The sequence below is a fragment of the Cephaloticoccus primus genome (assembly GCF_001580015.1).
GTDB lineage: Bacteria > Verrucomicrobiota > Verrucomicrobiia > Opitutales > Opitutaceae > Cephaloticoccus > Cephaloticoccus primus.
Genome location: NZ_LSZQ01000012.1, coordinates 1 through 18,871, shown reverse-complemented (window position 1 = coordinate 18,871; position 18,871 = coordinate 1). Strand labels below are relative to the sequence as shown.

Sequence of the window (18,871 nt, the reverse complement as noted above, 5' to 3'; positions counted from 1 at the left end):
TGCGCTGCGACAGGGGGAAGGAGCTTGCGAATGAAGCGGGAAACCCGTTCGGGCGCGGTCTTCGACCGTCTTATTTTGCGGCGCACTCGTTGGTGCGCCGTCTTGTTCCCTCGTCCCGCGTACGATCTTCAAACTTGACTGAACATTACCGACCGGAGGTCGGGCATTTCCAACTGTGCGGTTCATGTATCGCGCGGGACGCGCGATACATGAACCGCACAGTAAATGGCAGGGGACACCGTCCCCCGCTGCCCGCGTAGGGCACTGCCTGCCGCTCCACGCGTAGTGCGGTCTTCGACCGTTCTATTTGGTGCGCCGCTCGCTGGCGGCGCACCAATCAATTACGCACGTTTCAGGCTCCGAGTACCCAGTTGAAGATCAGCGGGGCGACGATGGTGGCGTCGCTCTCGACGATGAATTTCGGGGTCGAGGCGGCGAGCTTGCCCCAGGTGATTTTCTCGTTGGGGACGGCGCCGGAGTAGCTGCCGTAGCTCGTGGTGGAGTCGCTGATCTGGCAGAAGTAGCCCCACAGCGGGATGCCTGTGCGCTGTAAGTCCTGGTGGAGCATGGGGACGACGCAGATCGGGAAGTCGCCGGCGATGCCGCCCGCGATCTGGAAAAAGCCGATCGAGCCTTCGCCGTTTTTGAGTGTGCGCGCGTTCTTGGTGTACCACTCCGCGAGCCAGGTCATGTACTCGATGCCGGTGCGCACGGTGTGCACGTTTTTCACTTCGCCGGTGATGACGTGGCTGGCGTACATGTTGCCCAGTGTGGAGTCCTCCCAGCCGGGGACGATGATCGGCAGGTCGGCCTCGCAGGCGGCGAGCATCCAGGAGTTTTTCGGGTCGATCTGGTACGCCTTCTTCAGTTTCCCCGAGCGCAGGATTTTGTAGAGAAACTCGTGCGGGAAGAACTGCTCGCCCGCGCGGTCGGCAGCCATCCACTCGGCGAGGATGAGTTTTTCGATGCGGCGCATAGCCTCCATTTCGGGGATGCAGGTGTCGGTCACGCGGTTCATGTGGCGGGCGAGGAGGGCTTCCTCCTCGGCGGCGCTCAGGTTGCGGTACTCGGGGACGCGCTCGTAGTAGTCGTGCGCGACGAGGTTAAAGATGTCTTCCTCCAGGTTCGCGCCGGTGCAGACGATGGCGTGGATCTTCCCTTGGCGGATCATCTCGGCCAGCGAGATGCCGAGCTCGGCGGTGGACATGGCGCCGGCGATTGTCACGAGCATCTTGCCGCCGGCCTTGAGGTGGGCCTCGTAGCCTTTGGCGGCGTCGACGAGTGAGGCCGCGTTAAAGTGGCGGTAGTGCTGCGCAATAAATCGGGAGATGGGGCCCTTCTTTGCGGCGAGCTTGGCGTTCACGTCTTCGGGGCGGACTTTGGCTTTTTGGGCTTTCATAAGGCGGGGCAGTTGAGCGGGGAGCGGCGCGCGCTTCGAGGTATTTGTTTGACGGGGCGTTTGACTGAAAACGGCGCCCCGCTTGGAGTCGCGCCCTTTTATGCTCACGCTGGCCGATGTCTCCAAATCCTATGGAACCCGCGAACTCTTCGCGCAGGTCTCCCTCTTCGTCGCGCGCAGCGATCGCTTCGGCCTGGTCGGGGCCAACGGTGCGGGAAAGACCACGCTGTTCAACCTGATCCTGGGCGAGGAGCAGCCGGACTCGGGTGTGATCGAGTGGGAGCGCGGCGCGGACTTCGGCTTCCTGCCGCAGGAGAGCGCGCCCGTCGGTGAGGAGACGATCCTCAGCATCGCGACCGGTGGCGCCAAGCTCGACCTCGAAGGCGACGACGATGAGGACTACGACATCGATTGGACGCTGGAGCCGCGCGCGCGAAAAATCCTCGCGGGCCTCGGCTTCAAGGATGCCGACATGACGCTGCCCGCGCGCAGTTTTTCGGGCGGCTGGATCATGCGCGCGCACATGGCGCGGCTCCTGGTCGCCGAGCCCGCGCTGCTGCTCCTCGACGAGCCGACCAACCACCTCGACCTGGAGGCGCTGCTGTGGTTTCAAGACTACCTCACGCGCTACCCGGGCGGCCTCGTCATCATCTCGCACGACCGCGCTTTTCTCAACGCGCTGTGCACGGGCATACTGGAGCTGCGCGGCCAGCGGCTCCATCGCTACCACGGAAATTATGACGACTACCTGGAGGAGAAAGAGGCGCGCAAAGAGCAGCAGTCCGCCCTGTTTAAAAACCAGCAGCGCGAGATCGCCCACTTGCAGAAGTTCGTCGATCGCTTCGGCGCCAAGGCCTCGCTCGCCAGCCGCGCCAAGTCGCGCGAGAAGCAGATCGCCCGCCTGAAGGAGGTCGCCATCGAGGAGCCGGACGACGAGCTGCGGCGGATCAACTTCCGCTTCCCGCAGCCGCCGCGCTCGGGGCTCAAGGTGATCGAGCTCAAGGCCGTCGAGCAGGCTTACGGCGAGCACGTCGTTTACCGCGACCTGAACTTCGCTGCCGAGCGCGGGCAAAAGCTCGTCCTCGTCGGCCCCAACGGCGCGGGAAAATCCACGCTGCTAAAAATCCTCGGCGGTGTGATCCCGATCCGCAGCGGCACGCGCGAGCTGGGCGCCAATGTGACGGCCGGCTACTTCACGCAAAACCGCGGCGAGAACCTCAACCTCGGGGCCACCGTTCTGGACAACATGCTGGAGCTGCGCACCGCGGCGAATGGATTGACCGAGCAGCAATCGCGCGCGCTTCTCGGTGCCTTTCTCTTTCGCAAAGACGACGTGTTTAAAAAAGCGGGCGTGCTCTCGGGCGGCGAAAAATCGCGCCTCGCGCTCGCACGGCTCCTCGTCGATCCGCCCAACCTGCTGCTGATGGATGAGCCGACGACCCACCTGGACATCGCCTCCATCGACGCGCTGATCCGCGCGCTGCGCGACTTCACGGGCACCTTCATTTTCATCAGCCACGACGTGCACTTCATTCGCCAGCTCGACGCGCATGTGCTCCACGTGCACAGCGGGCGGCTCACGGCCTACGCGGGGAATTACGATTACTATCTGGAGAAATCCCGCGCGAGTGACGCGCGCGCCGCGCTCACCGCAGGCTTCACCGATGGTCGCCCTGTGCAAAATGCCGCGCAGGCAGCGGCAGGCCCGGCCGCTTTTGCGGCGCAGCAAACCAGGTCGCCCGCTGCTGGCCCTGCACCCACGCCCAACGCACTGCGCAAAAAACGCGACGCACTCGGCGCATTGGAAAAACGCGTTAGCGAGCTCGAAGCCTCCCAGGCCGAGCTCACCGCCGCGCTCGAAGATCCGGCGACTTATCAACAACCCGGCAAGGCACAGCACCTCAACCGCGAGCTCAGCGCAATCGTTGACCAGATCACCGCCGCCACCGCCGAGTGGGAGGCCGCCGCCCGAGAGCTGGCGCAATGGGAAAACGCCTAGCGATTTCCCCTCGCCCTGACGGCGAGGCAACGACTCGCCGCCCATAAAACGAGTCGAAGACTCCCACTGCGCGCGGAGCGGCCCTACGCGGGCGGCGGCAGGCGGTGCCTGCACCCATTTACTGTGCGGCTTGCTGTCGGGCGTACCGCCCGACGAACAAGCCGCACAGTAGAAAGGGCCCGATCATTAGTCGGTGATTCACCGGCAAATCGTTTCATCTCGCCCAAATGGGTACGCGCTCCATCCGCATTTGAAGCCTCACTCCCAGTCGCAACGCGACTGGGGGATGTTCCGTTAAATTTGGGAATCGTGCTTCGTCGCGCAGCGACGGGGCCGATTCCCAAATTGAATGGCACGTGGCGCCCCGCCACCGCTGCCCGCGTAGGGCACTGCCTCTCGCTCCCCAAGCGTAGTGGGTAGAAAAACTCTGGTTTGCGGGGGACGGGTGGCTCACGACTTATTTGCTGCGCTGCCGATGTGTCCTGTTTCTGAAATTCTGTGCTCTTGGTTGTTCCCGATTGGGGCCTTTGTGTTGGGCGCGTGCGTGGGGAGTTTTTTAAACGTGGTCATCTTGCGAACCCCGCGTGGCGAGTCGGTGGTGCGCCCGGGCTCGCGCTGTGCTGCTTGTGGCGAGCCGCTCCGTGCGCACGATAATCTGCCGCTTGTTGGCTGGCTGCTCCGGTTTGGGCGGGCGCGTTGCTGCGGGGCGCGGATTTCGCCGCGCTACCCTTTCGTCGAGCTGCTCACCGCGCTGCTGTTCCTCGCTGTATGGTTGAGCTTTTCGCCAACCAAGGCGGGCGTGGGCATGCTCTTCCTGTCGCTGCTGATTGTTGCGGGCTTCATCGACCTCGATCACGGCATCATCCCCGATTGGTTGACGATTGGTGGCGCGTGCTTGGGGCTCGTTCTATCGCTGCTCGTGCCCGAGCTGCATGGGCTGGTAGGAGAGGCCGGAGCCTTTGGTGGAGCGGGAGAGGCGTTTTTTTTCTCGGCTGACCATGTGCGTGGGTTTCTTGGCGGTGCTCAAGGGCTGCTTATCGGCTCGGGTGTGCTGCTGTGGATCGCGCTCGTGGCGGAGCTGTGTTTGAAGAAGGAGGCGATGGGCTTTGGAGACGTGAAGTTTGTCGGGATGATCGGTGCATTCTGTGGTTGGGAAGGGGCGGTGTTTTCGATTTTCGCCGGAGCGATTCTCGGGACGCTGGGGATCGGGCTACTGCCCATCTTCAAAGGGCGCGCTGCGCTGCTTCCACAGGCTGTGCCTTTTGGGCCGATGCTCGCCGCGGCGGCGACCCTCTATTTCTTATGGGCCGAGTCGTGGGTGAAGCGTATGCTGGCTGGCTTTGCCGAAGCGCTGGGGGCGTAGCCGCCCCGGCTTGTGCGGCGCGGCTGGGTGACAGGGTGTAGCGCCATTTTCATTTGTCGCTCACTGGGGGCAGGCTTACCGTGCCGCGCATGTCCCTGATCTCAATCAACCCTGCTACAGGGCAGCGCATCCACATCTACGGCGTGCACAGTTCGGTGCAGATTGAGGCGGCGTTGAAGCAGGCTCGCGCAGCCTTCCTGGGGTGGCGAGAGCTGGCGGCTGAGGCGCGCGCCGCTGCGCCGCGCAAGCTCGCCCACAGCTTGCGCAAACAGGGAGATGATCTCGCCGCGCTGATCACCGCCGAGATGGGAAAGCCGATCACGCAGGCCCGCGCCGAGATCGAGAAATGCGCCCGCGTGTGCGACTACTATGCGCGCCACGGGGCCGGCTATCTGGCTGACGAACACCCGAGTGGTGCGCCGCGCCAAGCCAGGGTCGTGTACGAGCCCCTGGGCCCGATCCTCGCCATCATGCCGTGGAATTTTCCTTTTTGGCAGGTCTTCCGCACGGCGGCTCCGGCACTCATGGCGGGCAACACCGTGCTGCTCAAACACGCGCCAAATACATCGGGCTGTGCGCTGGCGGTGGAGCAGGTGTTTGAGGACGCGGGGCTGCCACGCGGTGTGCTGCAAACGCTGCTCATCTCCAGCGAGACACTTACCGGCCTGATCGGCGATCCGCGGGTGGCGGCGGTTTCGCTCACGGGGAGTACCGAGGTGGGGCGGGCTGTGGCGGCAGCGGCGGGCGCGGCACTCAAGCCTTGCGTGCTGGAGCTCGGCGGCAGCGATCCCTACCTCGTGCTCGAAGACGCCGACCTCGATCACGCGGCGCAGGTTTGCGCGCGGGCGCGGCTCATCAATGGCGGGCAGAGCTGCATCAGCGCGAAGCGCTTCATCGTGCACGAAAAAGTGCGTGCGGATTTTCAGCGTCGCCTGGTCAAATACGTGCGCGCGCATCGGGTGGGCGATCCGCTGGATCCGCAAACCCAGGTGGGGCCGCTGGCGCGCGGCGATTTGCGCGAGCGATTGCACGCGCAGGTCACGCGCAGTGTGGCGATGGGCGCGCGGTGCTTGCTCGGTGGCGAGTCGCTGTCGGGGCCGGGCTTCTTTTACGCGCCGAGTGTGCTCACCGATGTAGTGAAGGGGATGCCGGCCTTTGACGAAGAGCTCTTCGGGCCGGTCGCGGTGGTCATCGCAGCTCGCAGCGCGGAGGAGGCGGTCGCGCTGGCCAACGCCACGCCTTATGGGCTGGGCGCGGCGATTTTTACGGGTGAGCGAGCTCGCGCGCGCGACATCGTGCCGCTCCTGGAGGAAGGCATGGTTTTCATAAACGAGGCCGTGCACTCGGATCCTGCGCTGCCCTTTGGCGGGGTGAAGCAGAGCGGCTTCGGCCGCGAGCTGGGGCGGCCGGGCATTCATGCTTTCGTTAACACCAAGTGCGTGTGGGAAGCGCGGTGAGTCTCTGTACTTTGGTACTCACGCTCGCGCGACTTGGCGGACGGTAGGGCAAGCTCCTTTGGAAAAGGCGGGGGCCGCCGTTTTTTCTGATCGTTGTCGGTTTTTTAAAGGGCTCTCAAACGGCGCGCCAATGAGTCCTCGGGGAGTAAAACGAGTCGGGTATCCGTGCCTTCGTTGTGCGTTGCGTAGGTGGGGCGCGGTCACTGCACTCGGCCGATTATGACACTTTTACCGAGCAAACGGATTCGCTGCGGGGTGGCGGGGGTGGGCTCCCTGGGGCAGCATCACGCGCGGATTTATGCGGAGCTGCCGGATGCGGAGTTGGTGGGGATTTACGAGAGCAGCGACGCGCGCGCGGCGGAGATCTGCGCGAAGTACGGCTGCCGCCGTTTCGAGAGTCTCGATGCGTTGGGCGCGGCGTGCGAGGCCGTTTCGGTCGTCGTCCCCACGGATCGCCATGCGGAAGTCGCGCTGCCGCTGCTCGCGCAGGGTGCGCATTTGTTGATCGAGAAACCGCTCTGCGCGACCCTCGACGAGGCGCAGCGCGTGCTCGCCGCCGCGCAGCGGGGTGGCTGCCTCGTACAGGTGGGGCATGTGGAGCACTTTAACCCCGTGATGGAGTTTCTGGAAAAGCAGGTGAGCCACCCGCAGTACATCACGGCCGAGCGGCTCGCGCCGTATCAGCCGCGCGGGACGGAGGTCGGCGTCGTGCTCGACCTGATGATTCACGATATCGGGATCGTGCTGGCGCTGGTGAAGTCGCCCGTGCGGAGGATCGATAGCGTGGGCGTGACCGTGCTCTCGAAAAAAGAAGACATCGCGAACGCGCGGATCGAGTTTGAGAACGGCTGTGTCGCCAATCTGAGCGCGAGTCGGCTGAGCACGAAGCGCCAGCGCGAGATTCGGCTATTCCAGTCCGACGCCTACCTGTCGCTCGATTTCATGAACCAGGAGGGGCACCTCTTGGAGAAGCGCGACCTGCTCGCCTACGGGGCAAAGGTGAAGCTCGGCTTGGTAAAGGCAGGCGAGCTCGGAGAGATCCCCGTGAAGCAAATCCCGATTGAGAAGGGCGAGCCGCTCGCGCTCGAAATCGCGCACTTCGTGGAGAGTGTGCGGCGCGCCCGGGAGCCCAAGGTCGGTGCGGTGCTTGGCACGCATGCGCTGGAGGTGGCGATCGAGATTACCGAGCAAATCCAAAAAGCGGGAGGGTGACGCGCGTGGCCTCGTCAAAAAAAACACTGCCTTTCCGGCTGCCTCCTCCTGAAAACTTTTCTGCGGGCGGTGCGGGCGGCCACGGTTGCGATTTGCTGGTCATGGCGGGCGAGCACTCGGGTGACGAACACGCCGCGCGCGCCGTCGCGGCCTTGCGCGCGAGGCAGCCGGGCCTGCGCATTTGCGCGCTCGGCGGGCCGCAGCTCGCGGCGGCAGGGGCGCAGCTTTTGCACGACTTGACGGCCAGCTCCGTCGTCGGCTTTGTCGAAGTGCTGCGCAGTTATTCGTTTTTCAAAACACTGTTTGAAGAAGTGTTGCGCTGGATCGCCGAGTACCGTCCGCGCGCGGTGTGTTTCGTCGATTACCCCGGGCTGCACCTGCGGCTTGCCGCTGCGCTGCGCGAGCGCGGTCTGTCGCACAAAGGCGGCGGCCCGGTGCGGCTGCTCTACTACATTTCCCCGCAAATCTGGGCCTGGAAACCGAAGCGCCGTTTCGCAATGGCGCGCGACCTCGATGCGCTGGCGGTGATCTTCCCCTTTGAAGTCGAGTGTTACGCGGATACCGATTTGCCGGTCGAGTTTGTCGGGCACCCCTTCCTGAGCGAAGGCTACGCGGCGCCAGTCGCCTACGATCCTGAGGCGCCGATCTTGCTGCTCCCCGGGAGTCGGCGGCAGGCCGTGGCGCGGATTTTGCCCGTGCTGCTACGCGGGCTGGCCGCATATGAGGCGCGGCTCGGTAAGCAGAGCGCGGAACGGGGAGCAGTGGGGGAGGGAGAACGCGCCGCCGTGGAGGCGACGATTCTTTATCCGAGCGGAGCGGTGCTGGCGGAAATCCGCGCGGCTGGACTTCCGGAGCACATCCGCTGCGTGCCAACAGGTGGCGGCGCACTACACGCGAGTGCTGTTCTCACCAGCTCCGGCACGATGTCGCTTCACTGCGCGCTGGCGGGCATCCCTGGGGCGATTGCTTACCGGACGAACCCGCTCACCTACCTGCTCGCGCGCTATTGGGTGCGGCTCGACTACATCGGCATCGCCAACCTGCTGCTGCGCGAGCCCATGTATCCCGAGTTTATCCAAGGTGCCGCTAAACCCGCCGCGCTCGCCGAGCAATTATACGCCTGCCGCAACGATCCGGCCCGCCGAGAAAAAACCGCCGAGCAAGCGGCCCGCCTCCGCACCTTGCTCAACCAACCCGCCAACGGCGCCAACCCAACCGCTGCGGGCGCCACCACCACCACACCCGCGAGCAACACCGTAGCCGACTGGCTCGCCCGCTGGCTCACCTGAGCCGGTGCCCGTAGGGGCAGTCATACTCGAAGGGGCTGTCCTAGTTGTTTCGTCTCGCGGATTATTGGGCTGGTTTTGTGAGTTAGTCGTGGGTGGAGGGTTGCCCATAGACTGACCGCTCGGGTGTGGAGGAGTTCACGGCAATGGGTGATTTCGGCTTCGCGGGCGTTGCGGTTTTCTTCGGCGATGCGGGCGAGGTCGTCGAGGTTGTACAGGTAAACGTTGGGCAGGTCGCCGACGCGGGGCTCAACGTCGCGCGGGAGCGCGAGGTCGAGCAGCAGCAGCGGACGGGCGGCGCGCCGGTGCATGGCGGTGTCAATCATGTCGGCTGCGATCACGCTCGCCGGAGCGGCGGTAGCGCAGACGACGATGTCGAACTGGGCCAGTTTGGTGGGCGCGAGCCAGAAGGGTAGCGCGAAGGCGCCGAGCTCGCTGGCGAGCGCCATGGCGCGGTCGAGGCGGCGGCTGGCGACGGAGAGCGCGGTGGTGCCGCGGCTCTGGAAGGCGCGCGCGGTTTTCTCGCCGATTTCGCCCGCGCCGAGCAGCAGGACGCGCGTGGAGCCGAGGGGGCCGAAGATGTCGCGCGCGAGCTCGACGGCGACGTTGGCGACGCTGACCTGGCCTTCGGTGATGGCGGTGTGGGTGCGCACGTACTTGGCCGCCTGAAAGGCTTTTTGAAACAGGCGGTTGAGGATGGGGCCGGTGCTGTGGCGCGCCTGCGCGGCGGCGTAGGCGTCCTTGAGCTGGCCAAAGATCTCGGTCTCGCCGACGAGTTGGGAGTCCAGCCCGGTGGCGACTTCAAAGAGGTGTTGGAGGACTTGTGGGCCCTGAAGCTGGATGGCGTAGGGGGCAAATTGGGTTTCGGCAAATTGCTGCCGCGTGCAAAACGCGCGTTGAAGCTGCGCCAGCGCTTCGGGCCGCGAAGCCACGCCGTAAAACTCGGTGCGGTTGCAGGTGCTCAACGGGGCGAATTCTTCCAGGCCTTCGATCTGGTTGAGCTCGGCGTGCAACGCGGCGAGCGAGTCGGGAGGCAGGGCGAGTTTTTCGCGCACCTCGATCGGGGTGCGGTGGTGGGTGGCGCCGAGAACGAAGAGCGTGCGTTGCGCGGGCTGCGGCGGCTGCGGTGCCGATTGGGGCGAATGCGGTATTTGCCGTGAGAGGGGGGGCGAGTGACCCTCGCTCAGATTTGGAGGGGCTACGTGATTGGTGTAAGCTGCCGGCGTAGGCGCGGTGCCAAGCGATGGCGGCCTCGTATAGGCGGTGGTGGACGCTGTTTGTGGCTCGGAGCTGCGCGTTGCCGCAAAGGTCATAGCGTGCCTCCTTTCGCTGGCGTCGTCTTAAGCGCAGGTGCGAGAGGCGCCTCCCGGGCCTGTGGTGTCGCCGGTGCCGCCGGAGCTTTGGTCGGCGGAGGCAGGGCGTGCCGGCTGGAGTCGACCGGGCCCAGCGCGAGCAGCGCGAGCGCGAACACGGCGATACACACCCACGCGAAGCGGCGCGAGATGAGCCGCTCTTTCGCGCGCAGCCCGAGGGTTACTGAATACGCGGCCCACACGCCGAGGGTCGCCATGAGTTTGGCGAGGTTGACGGTCTCCGGCGCGCTCACCCAGTAGACCGTGCCGACGAGCAGCGAGGCCGTCATGATCGCGGTGCCTGTGCCGAGCAGCCGCCGGCTGATCTGGTCGAGCTCGATCAGCGAAGGAAGAAAGGAGAACCAGCCGCCGAGGTGTTTGTGCTTTAGCGAGTGGTCGCGCAGGAGCAGCATCAGCGCCGTGAGCGTGAGCAGCGCAAAGGCGCCGTAGCTGAAAATCGCGAGCGCGGCGTGAAACTCGATCCAGGGGTTTCCGCCGAAGAGGTTGGCCCGCCGCACTGCGTCCCAGGCGGGAATCGCCAGCGAGCTGAGCGTGAGCACGGCGGAGAGGCAGGCGGTGAAGTAGCCCAGGATGCTGGAGCGAAAACTCACGCCGACGACGAGGTAAAAAGTCGTCGCCGACCACGCGGTAAACTGGAACAGCTCGAAGGTGTTTCCCAGCGGGCAACCGCCGACGGCCCGCCCGCGCAAGTACAGCCCGAGCAGTTGCAGCAAGTAGCCCGCGGCGATGATGCCGTAGACCAGCGCTGTGGATGGGCGCCCTCCCTCCCGCCCCGCCCCTCGGCGGAATAGCGACCAGGTGCCCAGTGCAAAGCCGACGAGGTAGCACTCGCCTGCGATCCACAGCCACTCGCGGTCACTCATTTGCGCGAACATAAGGAGCGGCAACTTGGCGGTGAGGCGCGGAGGCTTCGAGTGTTTTCCGTGGCAGGGGGTCGCAGCCCCTTTTTTTTGGGGGGCTTCACGCAGCGGCAACGACGCTGCGGCCAAATAAAAGAGCCCGCGGCTCCCACTGCGCGTGGTGCGGGGGGCGCAGCCCCGTTTATTTTGCGAGCCGCCCGCCCTCCCGCCTGGCGGCTCGTCGGTGTCGCCACTTCCATTTAGTTTGCACTTTTTGTCCATGCGCTTCGCGCCCGACCAAAATCGTAAATTTCGCGCCCCGCTGTCACGCTGCGCAGCAACAGGAGTGGGCGCTCAAAACGCGAATGGAGCGGAAACCCGTTGGGGCGAGTTGAAACAATTCACCGGTAAACCCCTGCCCGATTGGAGATCGGGCAATGGCAGTTGGCCTTCGTACTGCGGCCCGGTCGGACATCAACGAATGACACACTTTTAAATTTTTTTGGGGGATTTTGAAACCGGTTTGGTGGAGGCGCGTCTACGGCCGGTCTGTAAATATTAGGACTTATTCTCATAATTAAGTTGACGCTGAGACCTGGGTTGTAGGGTTTCAGCGCTTTCTGCTTTTATGAACAAGAGTCCTCAAAAATCTGCCCTGCGGCCTTCGAGCTGTGTGCTCCGCCCTGCGGCCGAAGGCTCGCGACGCCTCGCGCTGGCGTCGTTGATCGCGGCCCTAACGGCCGCCCCCGGGTTGGCCCAGCGAGTGAGTTGGGATGCGGCGCTCGACGCCGCAGTCGATGACGACCAGGTCAGCACCCTGGAGCGGCTGGAGGTTCAGGGCGACAAGCTTGAGCGGCATATCTACGAGGGGAACCTGGACTTGGTGCGCACGGAAAACGACGCGCAGCCCTACAACATCATCGGTCGCGATCTGATCCAGCGCTCGGGGGCGACGACGGTCGAGGACTTGCTGCGCCAGCAGTTGACGATGACCACCCAGTTTGAGTCCAGCGACAACAGCCCGGGCGGTTGGACGGGGAGCAGCAGCCGCTTCAGCCTGCGCGGGATGGGGGCGGCCCAGACGCTGGTGCTCGTCAACGGTCGGCGTGTGGCCGGTGTGGGCAGCCGCGGCACGGCGGAGGGTAGCGACCAAGCTGACCTCAACGGCATCCCGCTTTCGGCGATTGAGCGGATCGAGGTGCTGCCCGCTTCGGCATCGGCCATCTACGGCAGCGGTGCGCTGGGCGGCGTCATCAACGTGGTGCTGCGCCGTGGCTACAGCGGCCACGAGGCCAACGCGCGCTACGAGACGACCGACGACGGGCACGCTGCGATCAGCACGTATAACCTGACCTCCAGTTTCCAGCTTGAGCAGGGCCGCACCCAGGTCCTGCTTTCGACGCAGTTTCAGGACACCGAGCCGCTGTACGGTCACCAGCGCAATTTTCAGGTGCGTGGTCGCGAGCGGCAGCTCGCCAATAATCGGGAAGCGATTTATGTGCCCGAGGGCATCACGGGTGATCCCCCGGCGGGTGCCTTGGTCAACATCCGCAGTGCCAATGGCAGCCCGCTTTTTGGCCCCGGCTCGTCGCACTTCACGCACATTCCCGTGGGCTACCGCGGCTGGAAGCTCGATGGCTTGCAGCCGCTGATCGACAATCAGGGCACCTACAACCTCGACCTCGCGCGCGGCGCGCTCAACAGCTTTAGCGGCGACATCGTGTTGATCGGCCGGGTGCGCGCGAAGTCGCTGAACTTCGGCGTGAGCCGCGACATGACCGAGAAGTTCCGCCTGTTCCTGGATTCGGGCTGGTCGGAGTCGGTGCAAAAAGACGTCAGCACTTACTACACCGCGCGGGTCGCGACTCTGGCGGCGAGCTCGCCTAACAACCCCTTCGGGCAAGACGTGCGGATCACCTATCCGGCGCGCCACATCGACCGCGAGACGTCGCCGACCTCATACTCTACCAACCGCCAAAAGCGCGCGGCGCTGGGCTTCGAGTGGGAGCTCCCGCGTGATTGGCGGCTCGTGGGCGACTACTCGTGGAGCTACTCCTTCGTCGACCGCACTTACCGCCGCCAGTACGGGACGCCTACCTTTGCCCAAGCGGTCAATGCGGGGATCGTCGACCTGCTGCGCGACACGACCTCCTTTGAGACGCTGATTGATCCGTACTCCAACCTGCCGCACACGACGACCAAGGCCTGGCAATCGGAGTCCACCGTGCGCGCCGCCGGTCCGGTGGCGACCTGGTACGCGGGCGACATCACGCTCGCCAGCGGCGCAGAACACCGCGAGCTGCGCAGCGCGGGTTTCCCCGACTACACGACGCCGCGCCCGCCGCCGACCTATCGCCGCCAGCAGATCGACAGCCTCTACGTGGAAACGACGGTGCCGCTGGTCGCGCCCGAGCAAGGAATCCCCGTCCTGCACGCCTTTGATGTCCAGATGGCCTGGCGGCATGAGCGCTTCGATGTGGAGACCGCGGGCAACAAGTTTGACACGACGGTGCCGACCTTCGGCCTGCGCTGGCTGCCCGTGCGCGGGCTGATGCTGCGCTCCTCGTATGGAAAAGGCTTTCGCGTGCCCACCTATTCGCAGCTTGCCGACCCGACCCTTTCGACGACGACCAGCCAGGTAAACGACCCGCGCCGTGGCGGCGAGGTCTCGGATATTTACACGCTGAGCGGCGGCAACCCCGGGCTGAGCCCCGAGACCTCGCGCAACTTTAATGTGGGCATCGTGTGGACCCCCGAAGCGCTGTCGGGGCTGCGCCTGTCGGTCGATTGGTACAAGATCGAGAAGAAGAACAACCTGACCACGCTCGGCGCGCAGGCGATCCTCGATCAGGAGGCGATTTTCCCCGACCGCGTGATTCGCGATCCAGCCGCGGCCGGCGATCCGTACGGCGTGGGCCCCATCACGCAGATCAACACCTACGCGATGAACATGCTCAAAATGGAGACGGCGGGCATCGACATCGGCGCGCGTTACCTGTGGCAGGCTGGCGGCGCGGGTGACTTCGACCTGGCGGTAAACGCGACCCTCACCGACTACTATCGCAACCAGACTACCCTTAACGCCCCGCTTATCGATTGGGTCGGGGTGCCCTCCAACGACGGGCCTCTCGACAGCCGCATCAACAGCACCCTGAACTGGCATCGCAAGCAATGGAGCGCGGGCTGGTCGGCGCAGTACTACGATAGCTACGACATCAACCCGACCAGCACGGCGGCGATTCTCAGCCAAGGTGGGATACGCGTCGCCAGCCAGACCTACCACGACGCCTTCGTGCGCTACCGGCTGCCCCAGCGCCACGGGATTTTGGCAGGGGTAGAGCTGACCCTCGGTGCGAAAAACGTCTTCGATAAAGCCCCACCCGTAGACATGTCCCGCAGCCGCTACTACAGCACCTTTGGTGACCCGCGGATGCGCCGCTTCTACGTTAACGTGAAGAAGACCTTCTGAGCGGTTTTCCGGCTCGCCTCCTGACGCATTTCACACGACGGCCCGGCCCTCCTGAAGGCCGGGCTGTTTTTTTTTTGCGTCACTTCGCCCAACGGACGTGGAGGGGCGGGCCGCTGCGCCCCGCTCTCCCACGCTTCATTCGCTGTCGCTGCCAGCGAGCGCCTCACCGACGAGGCCCCAGCGAGGGCCTCGCAAAAAAAAGAGAGTCGAAGACTCCGAGCCCGCAGAGCGGTCGCACTCCGAAAGCGTTTTTCCCAAGCGTTGGCCCCTGCGCGAGCAGGGAGAGGGCCTTGCGTGCCTCCAGGTCGCACGAGCGGGGCCGCAGCCCATCATTATTGGCAAGGGGCGCCTCGCCCCTCCGTAGGTCCCGCAGGGGATGCGTAAAACGTGTTAGTCGTTTTGGCACGAAAACTGCGGTGATGGCGGATGCGGTGGCGGTGTGATTCGTTACTTATTGCGTCTACGTTGTTTCCCGCGAGCTGCGGCGCTGCTTGCGCTGATCGCTTTGGGGGCGGGGCTGCCGCTTGTGCGCGCACAGACCGTCGTCGGTGAGGTCGGGGCCGCCGTGGTGGAGCTCACACAGAGCGAGTTTGTGGCGAGCCTGGGCTCGGCGCCCGACCAGGTCCGCTGGGCAGGCTCGGGCGGTTTCGCGCGGCTGGCCGGTGAGACCAAGGTCACCCTCAACGACATGGAGTGGCTCATCTGGGGCCAGGGCAGCTTCGTGCCCGATGGCCGCGAGCTCGTCTTTGGCCGCGAGGATGCGGCGGGCACGATCAACTGGAACTCGCGGATCGACCTCGGCGGCAGCACTAAAAAGACCCCGCGGCGGATCCGGCTCGTGCGCGGTCAAGTGGGCGAGCGCGCCAATGTCGAGCTGCTGCTGCGCGATGCCTTTCGCTCGACCATTCTTGAGCGGCGCAAGCCGAACTGGCGGCTCGATTTCGTGGGCGATGGCCGCTTCGACGTGCTCGCCGCCCAGCCCAACCTCACACGCGGCGACATCCATATTTACCGCGCCGAGCTGCGGCTCGCCGCCTCCGGCCAGCTCAACCACGTGCGCAAGTTTGAGCTCTCGCAGGGCGCCACCTTTGCCGTCGACGAGCGCAGCGCCGATCTCGACCGCCTCGGCGCAAAGGCCGACCTCAAGCTCGGTACGGGCACATTTCGCTACTGGGGCGGCGGGGTCGAGGTCGCCGATTCCGGTGAGCACCTGGGCGGCGTCCTCTTGCTCGGCGGCGTGAACGCGATCGACGTGTTTAACTACAGCGAGGGCCGCAGCAGCGTGTTTCTCAAGTCGCTGGCTCGCGCCGGTACGGGCGAGGCCCCGCGCGGGGTTTTCGAGATGCACACGAAGGGCCAGTTCGTCTTGAGCAGCGAGCAGGTGAACCCCGACTTCGAGAGTTACGGCGGCATCCTGCCTTGGGCGACGATCAATGGCGCCGACTGGATCGCTCGCTCGGGTAAGGACTGGGTGCAGATCAACAGCTACTACACGTCGAGCGAGCTGAGCTGGGAGCCCGGGCACAACGTTACGGTACAGGAAACCCAGCTCCTGACCGCGGATCGCGAGATCAACTCGCTGCGGGCCAAGGGCGGCAGCCTGAACCTCGGCGGCCACACGCTGGTGCTCCGCGCGGGCGCCCTCCTCGCCGTCGGGCCCGATTTCACCTTTGGCAGCACCGATGCCAGCGGGGATTACTACCGGCCCAGCATCATCACGACCGGCAAGTCGAAGCGTCCGCTCTACGCGCACATCCACACCGATCACGTCTGGGTGCAGGCCACCTTTACCGGCGGCATGGACCTGGTAAAGGCGGGCCGCGGCGCACTGCACCTCATGCACGGCTATGTGGGCGAGCTGGGCGCGGTTTACATCCACGAAGGGCGGGTCGAGCTCGCGCCGAAACCCAATGGCGCGCTCAAAACGGGTGACATCTACGTGGGCGACGGCGGGCGGTACGCGGTGCTCAAGCTGATCGGCCGCGAGCGCCTCAACAGCCGTCCGCGCCTCACCCTGCGCGGCAGTGTGCACACCCGGGCAGGCTCGGGCGTGCTGGAGCTCAGCGGCCACACGCAGCAGAGCTTCGGCCAGCTCTACGTGGAAAACGCGGCGGTGATCGACTGCGTCGATGGGGCCGTAGGCACGGAAAACGTGCTCATCCTCGACGAACTCACATTTAACAGCGAGGCCGCACGGCTCGTCGTGCGCCATTGGGTGAAAAACGAAGATCGCTTGCTCGTGAAACGAAGCGCCAACCTGAGCGCGCGCGGCATCAGCCAGATCGAGTTCGAGGGCTGGGGGAATGCGCGTCTCGTCGATTACGACAAGGAGCATTGGGAAATCGTCTCCGGCCCCCTGAGCGGCCCTGCACCTGCAGTCTTGCCCGGCTCCAGCTTGCCCGAGCCGGAGTACTATCCTCCGCTTTCTCCCGCTGGCGCTGAGTCCGGGTACTATCCGGCATCTGCGGTGCCAGCGCTCTCGCCTTATTCGCCCGCGGCCAGTGTGGAGCCCCCGCCTTACACGCCTTCGTATCCGATGCCCGCTGTGCGCGAATCGGTGACTTATCCGGCGCCCACGCTCAGTGAGCCGGTGAGTTATTCAGCTCCTGCGGTGCACGATTCGGCGAGCTACAGCGTGCCCGTTTCGGGCGAGCCCGTGCACTCCTACGGCGTGCCCGGCACCCCGGGCGAGTCTTCACTCTACGAGCTGGCGCCCGCCTCCGTTTCTCCAGTCGCTCCCGCAGCTCCAGTTACACCAGTTGCCCCTGTTTTGCCGACCACTCCCGCGCCCGTTTATTCCAACCCGGGCTACGAGCAGAGGGCTTGGTCGCAAAACCGCGACGCGAGGGAAACCGCCCCGCTGCCGCCGTCCAGCCCTTCCGCTTCCTCCGCCGAAGACGAAATCAAACGCATCCTCTACGGCAGCACCAACTAACGACGCGCGCCGCGGCGGAGAGGAGTGTGCCGAGACCTTCTCCCGCTCCCCCACGCGCGCCTTAATGTCCCATTTTGTGAAGTCTAAACCCTGTTTCAGACTTCACAAAAAAATTTACTGAGTCTGGAGACTTCACAAATTCCTGAGGCCCCACGCGTAGGGCCGCCCTCCCGCCTCCACGCGCAGTGGCTGGAAACGCCTACCTGCGGGACGGCAGGGGAGGGCTCGCGGGGGCGGGACTGTCGGGCCCTCCCTCGTTGAGCGCCAGCAGGCGCGGGAAGCTCAGGATCGTGGGGCGGCTTCCACGGCCGGGCCGCTGGATTTCGAGAATGCCCGCTTCCCTGAGCTGCCTGAGGAGCCCGGGCGTGGTTTGCTTGTGAATCCCGATTCTCGCCAGCTCTCTGGCCAGGTCGGTACTGCTGAAGATCGGCCTCACAAAAATCGCATCCAGCAGGTTGGCCGAGTATTGGGAGTGTGTCGCCTCCTGGATCGCGCCTTTCATCTCCTCATAGAGGGCCTGGATTTGCCTGACGCGCTGGCTGTTGTGTGTGGATTGTTGCTCGACGGCGCGCAGGAAAAACGCGATCCAGCCGTCCCAGTCGCCCTCGGCCGAGATCGCCCGCAGCCGCTGGTAGTACTCCGTGCGATGCGTTTCGAGGTACTGGGAGAGATAAAACATGGGCTGCGAGAGTGCCCCCTTTTGGTAGAGAAAAAGCGGGATCAGGAGCCGCCCGATCCGCCCATTACCGTCCTTGAACGGGTGCAGCAGCTCAAACTGCGCGTGGACGAGTGCGGTTTGGATCAGTGGGTCGATGTCGTCGCTGCCGAGGTAGCTTTCCCAGTCGCGCAAGTAATCGGGGAGGGCGAGTGGGCTTGGCGGCACGAAGCTGGCACCCTCAAGCGTAGCGCCCGGGCGGCCGATCCAGTTTTGATCGAGGCGAAACTCGCCCGGCGTTTTGTCCTCCCCGCGCACACCATCCATCAAGATGCTGTGCAACTGCCGCACGAAACCCAGCCGGATCGGGTAATCACGCAAATACTCCCGGGCCGCGTAGAGCGCCTTGCGGTAGTTGGAGACTTCCTGAATGTCGCCCTCTTTCTCCCCGGTTTCGAGCGGGCTGGCGTCATGCTCAAGGATTTCGTCCACCGTGACTTGCGTCCCCTCGATTTTGGAGGAAAGCACCGCCTCCTCCAAGGTGAGCGGAGAGAGTAGCAGCGCTGGGTTGATGAGCCCCTGTAGCAGCCCATCGTAGCGGGCGAGGGCAGCATTGGCCCGCCCTGTGGCAGGGAGCAGCCGCCGAAAGTCCAGATCGGCCAGCGGAAGTTTTTCGGGAACGTAGGGCTTCATCACGAGAAAGGGAATTTGGGCCGATATTTTGACAAAACCCAATTTTGTGAAGTCTAAATCCAGTTTTATACTTCACAAAAAGCATTACTGAGTCTGGAGACTTCACAAATCCCTACGGCCCTGCGCGTGGGGCGGGGGCTATTTTGCGGCGCACTTGTTGGTGCGCCGTCCTGTTCCCTCGTCCCGCGTAC

The 18,871-nt window shown here is 64.6% G+C and carries 11 protein-coding genes; 7 read left to right on the top strand and 4 right to left on the bottom strand.

All coding sequences use genetic code 11. The annotated features are described in order from the left end of the window. Positions 1–352 precede the first annotated feature (352 nt). Positions 353–1,399, bottom strand: a complete 1,047-nt coding sequence (locus AXK11_RS01195; RefSeq protein ID WP_082780733.1) for a deoxyhypusine synthase family protein — start codon at positions 1,397–1,399, stop codon at positions 353–355. A gap of 100 nt (positions 1,400–1,499) precedes the next feature. On the opposite strand from AXK11_RS01195, the gene AXK11_RS01190 reads away from it, so the two are divergent. From AXK11_RS01190 to AXK11_RS01170, 5 genes are all read left to right on the top strand, one after another. Next, positions 1,500–3,398, top strand: a complete 1,899-nt coding sequence (locus AXK11_RS01190) for an ABC-F family ATP-binding cassette domain-containing protein (protein ID WP_068628517.1) — start codon at positions 1,500–1,502, stop codon at positions 3,396–3,398. Between the two features lie 475 nt (positions 3,399–3,873). Then, positions 3,874–4,761 carry a prepilin peptidase gene (locus AXK11_RS01185; RefSeq protein ID WP_068628670.1) on the top strand — a complete coding sequence of 296 codons (888 nt, stop codon included), beginning with the start codon at positions 3,874–3,876 and terminating at the stop codon, positions 4,759–4,761. Positions 4,762–4,850: 89 nt separating this feature from the next. Then, positions 4,851–6,218 carry an NAD-dependent succinate-semialdehyde dehydrogenase gene (locus AXK11_RS01180; protein ID WP_068628515.1) on the top strand — a complete coding sequence of 456 codons (1,368 nt, stop codon included), beginning with the start codon at positions 4,851–4,853 and terminating at the stop codon, positions 6,216–6,218. 219 nt (positions 6,219–6,437) lie between these two features. Next, the gene (locus tag AXK11_RS01175; protein WP_068628513.1) at positions 6,438–7,430 is read left to right on the top strand and encodes a Gfo/Idh/MocA family protein; all 993 of its coding nucleotides are present in this window, start codon (positions 6,438–6,440) and stop codon (positions 7,428–7,430) included. A 5-nt stretch (positions 7,431–7,435) separates the two neighbouring features. Continuing rightward, positions 7,436–8,719, top strand: a complete 1,284-nt coding sequence (locus AXK11_RS01170; protein WP_082780749.1) for a lipid-A-disaccharide synthase — start codon at positions 7,436–7,438, stop codon at positions 8,717–8,719. Between the two features lie 20 nt (positions 8,720–8,739). Here AXK11_RS01170 and hemA read toward each other — a convergent pair whose 3' ends face one another. Together hemA and AXK11_RS01160 are read right to left on the bottom strand one after the other, a co-directional pair. Next, entirely contained in the window at positions 8,740–10,029 is a 1,290-nt protein-coding gene (gene hemA / locus AXK11_RS01165) for a glutamyl-tRNA reductase (protein WP_082780732.1), read from the bottom strand. Then, positions 10,026–10,952, bottom strand: a complete 927-nt coding sequence (locus AXK11_RS01160; protein ID WP_231865711.1) for a cytochrome C assembly family protein — start codon at positions 10,950–10,952, stop codon at positions 10,026–10,028. Before AXK11_RS01160 ends, hemA begins: the two co-directional genes overlap by 4 nt. 604 nt (positions 10,953–11,556) lie before the next feature. Between AXK11_RS01160 and AXK11_RS01155 the strand changes: the two genes are divergently transcribed. After that, positions 11,557–14,397: a TonB-dependent receptor domain-containing protein gene (locus tag AXK11_RS01155; RefSeq protein ID WP_082780731.1), complete on the top strand. Its 2,841-nt coding sequence runs from the start codon at positions 11,557–11,559 to the stop codon at positions 14,395–14,397. Between the two features lie 526 nt (positions 14,398–14,923). Continuing rightward, positions 14,924–17,332 (top strand): hypothetical protein, encoded by a 2,409-nt coding sequence (locus AXK11_RS01150; protein WP_156469125.1) that lies wholly within the window; start codon positions 14,924–14,926, stop codon positions 17,330–17,332. Positions 17,333–17,531: 199 nt separating this feature from the next. On the opposite strand, the gene AXK11_RS01145 is transcribed toward AXK11_RS01150, so the two are convergent. After that, positions 17,532–18,680 carry a Fic family protein gene (locus tag AXK11_RS01145; protein WP_068628502.1) on the bottom strand — a complete coding sequence of 383 codons (1,149 nt, stop codon included), beginning with the start codon at positions 18,678–18,680 and terminating at the stop codon, positions 17,532–17,534. Positions 18,681–18,871 lie beyond the last annotated feature (191 nt).

What these genes read in the sequence shown, in the direction of transcription:
- AXK11_RS01195 (WP_082780733.1), bottom strand. Translation starts at nt 1,399, where the DNA reads ATGAAAGCCCAAAAAGCCAAAGTCCGCCCCGAAGACGTGAACGCCAAG.
- AXK11_RS01190 (WP_068628517.1), top strand. Translation starts at nt 1,500, where the DNA reads ATGCTCACGCTGGCCGATGTCTCCAAATCCTATGGAACCCGCGAACTC.
- AXK11_RS01185 (WP_068628670.1), top strand. Translation starts at nt 3,874, where the DNA reads ATGTGTCCTGTTTCTGAAATTCTGTGCTCTTGGTTGTTCCCGATTGGG.
- AXK11_RS01180 (WP_068628515.1), top strand. Translation starts at nt 4,851, where the DNA reads ATGTCCCTGATCTCAATCAACCCTGCTACAGGGCAGCGCATCCACATC.
- AXK11_RS01175 (WP_068628513.1), top strand. Translation starts at nt 6,438, where the DNA reads ATGACACTTTTACCGAGCAAACGGATTCGCTGCGGGGTGGCGGGGGTG.
- hemA (WP_082780732.1), bottom strand. Translation starts at nt 10,029, where the DNA reads ATGACCTTTGCGGCAACGCGCAGCTCCGAGCCACAAACAGCGTCCACC.
- AXK11_RS01160 (WP_231865711.1), bottom strand. Translation starts at nt 10,952, where the DNA reads ATGAGTGACCGCGAGTGGCTGTGGATCGCAGGCGAGTGCTACCTCGTC.
- AXK11_RS01155 (WP_082780731.1), top strand. Translation starts at nt 11,557, where the DNA reads ATGAACAAGAGTCCTCAAAAATCTGCCCTGCGGCCTTCGAGCTGTGTG.
- AXK11_RS01145 (WP_068628502.1), bottom strand. Translation starts at nt 18,680, where the DNA reads ATGAAGCCCTACGTTCCCGAAAAACTTCCGCTGGCCGATCTGGACTTT.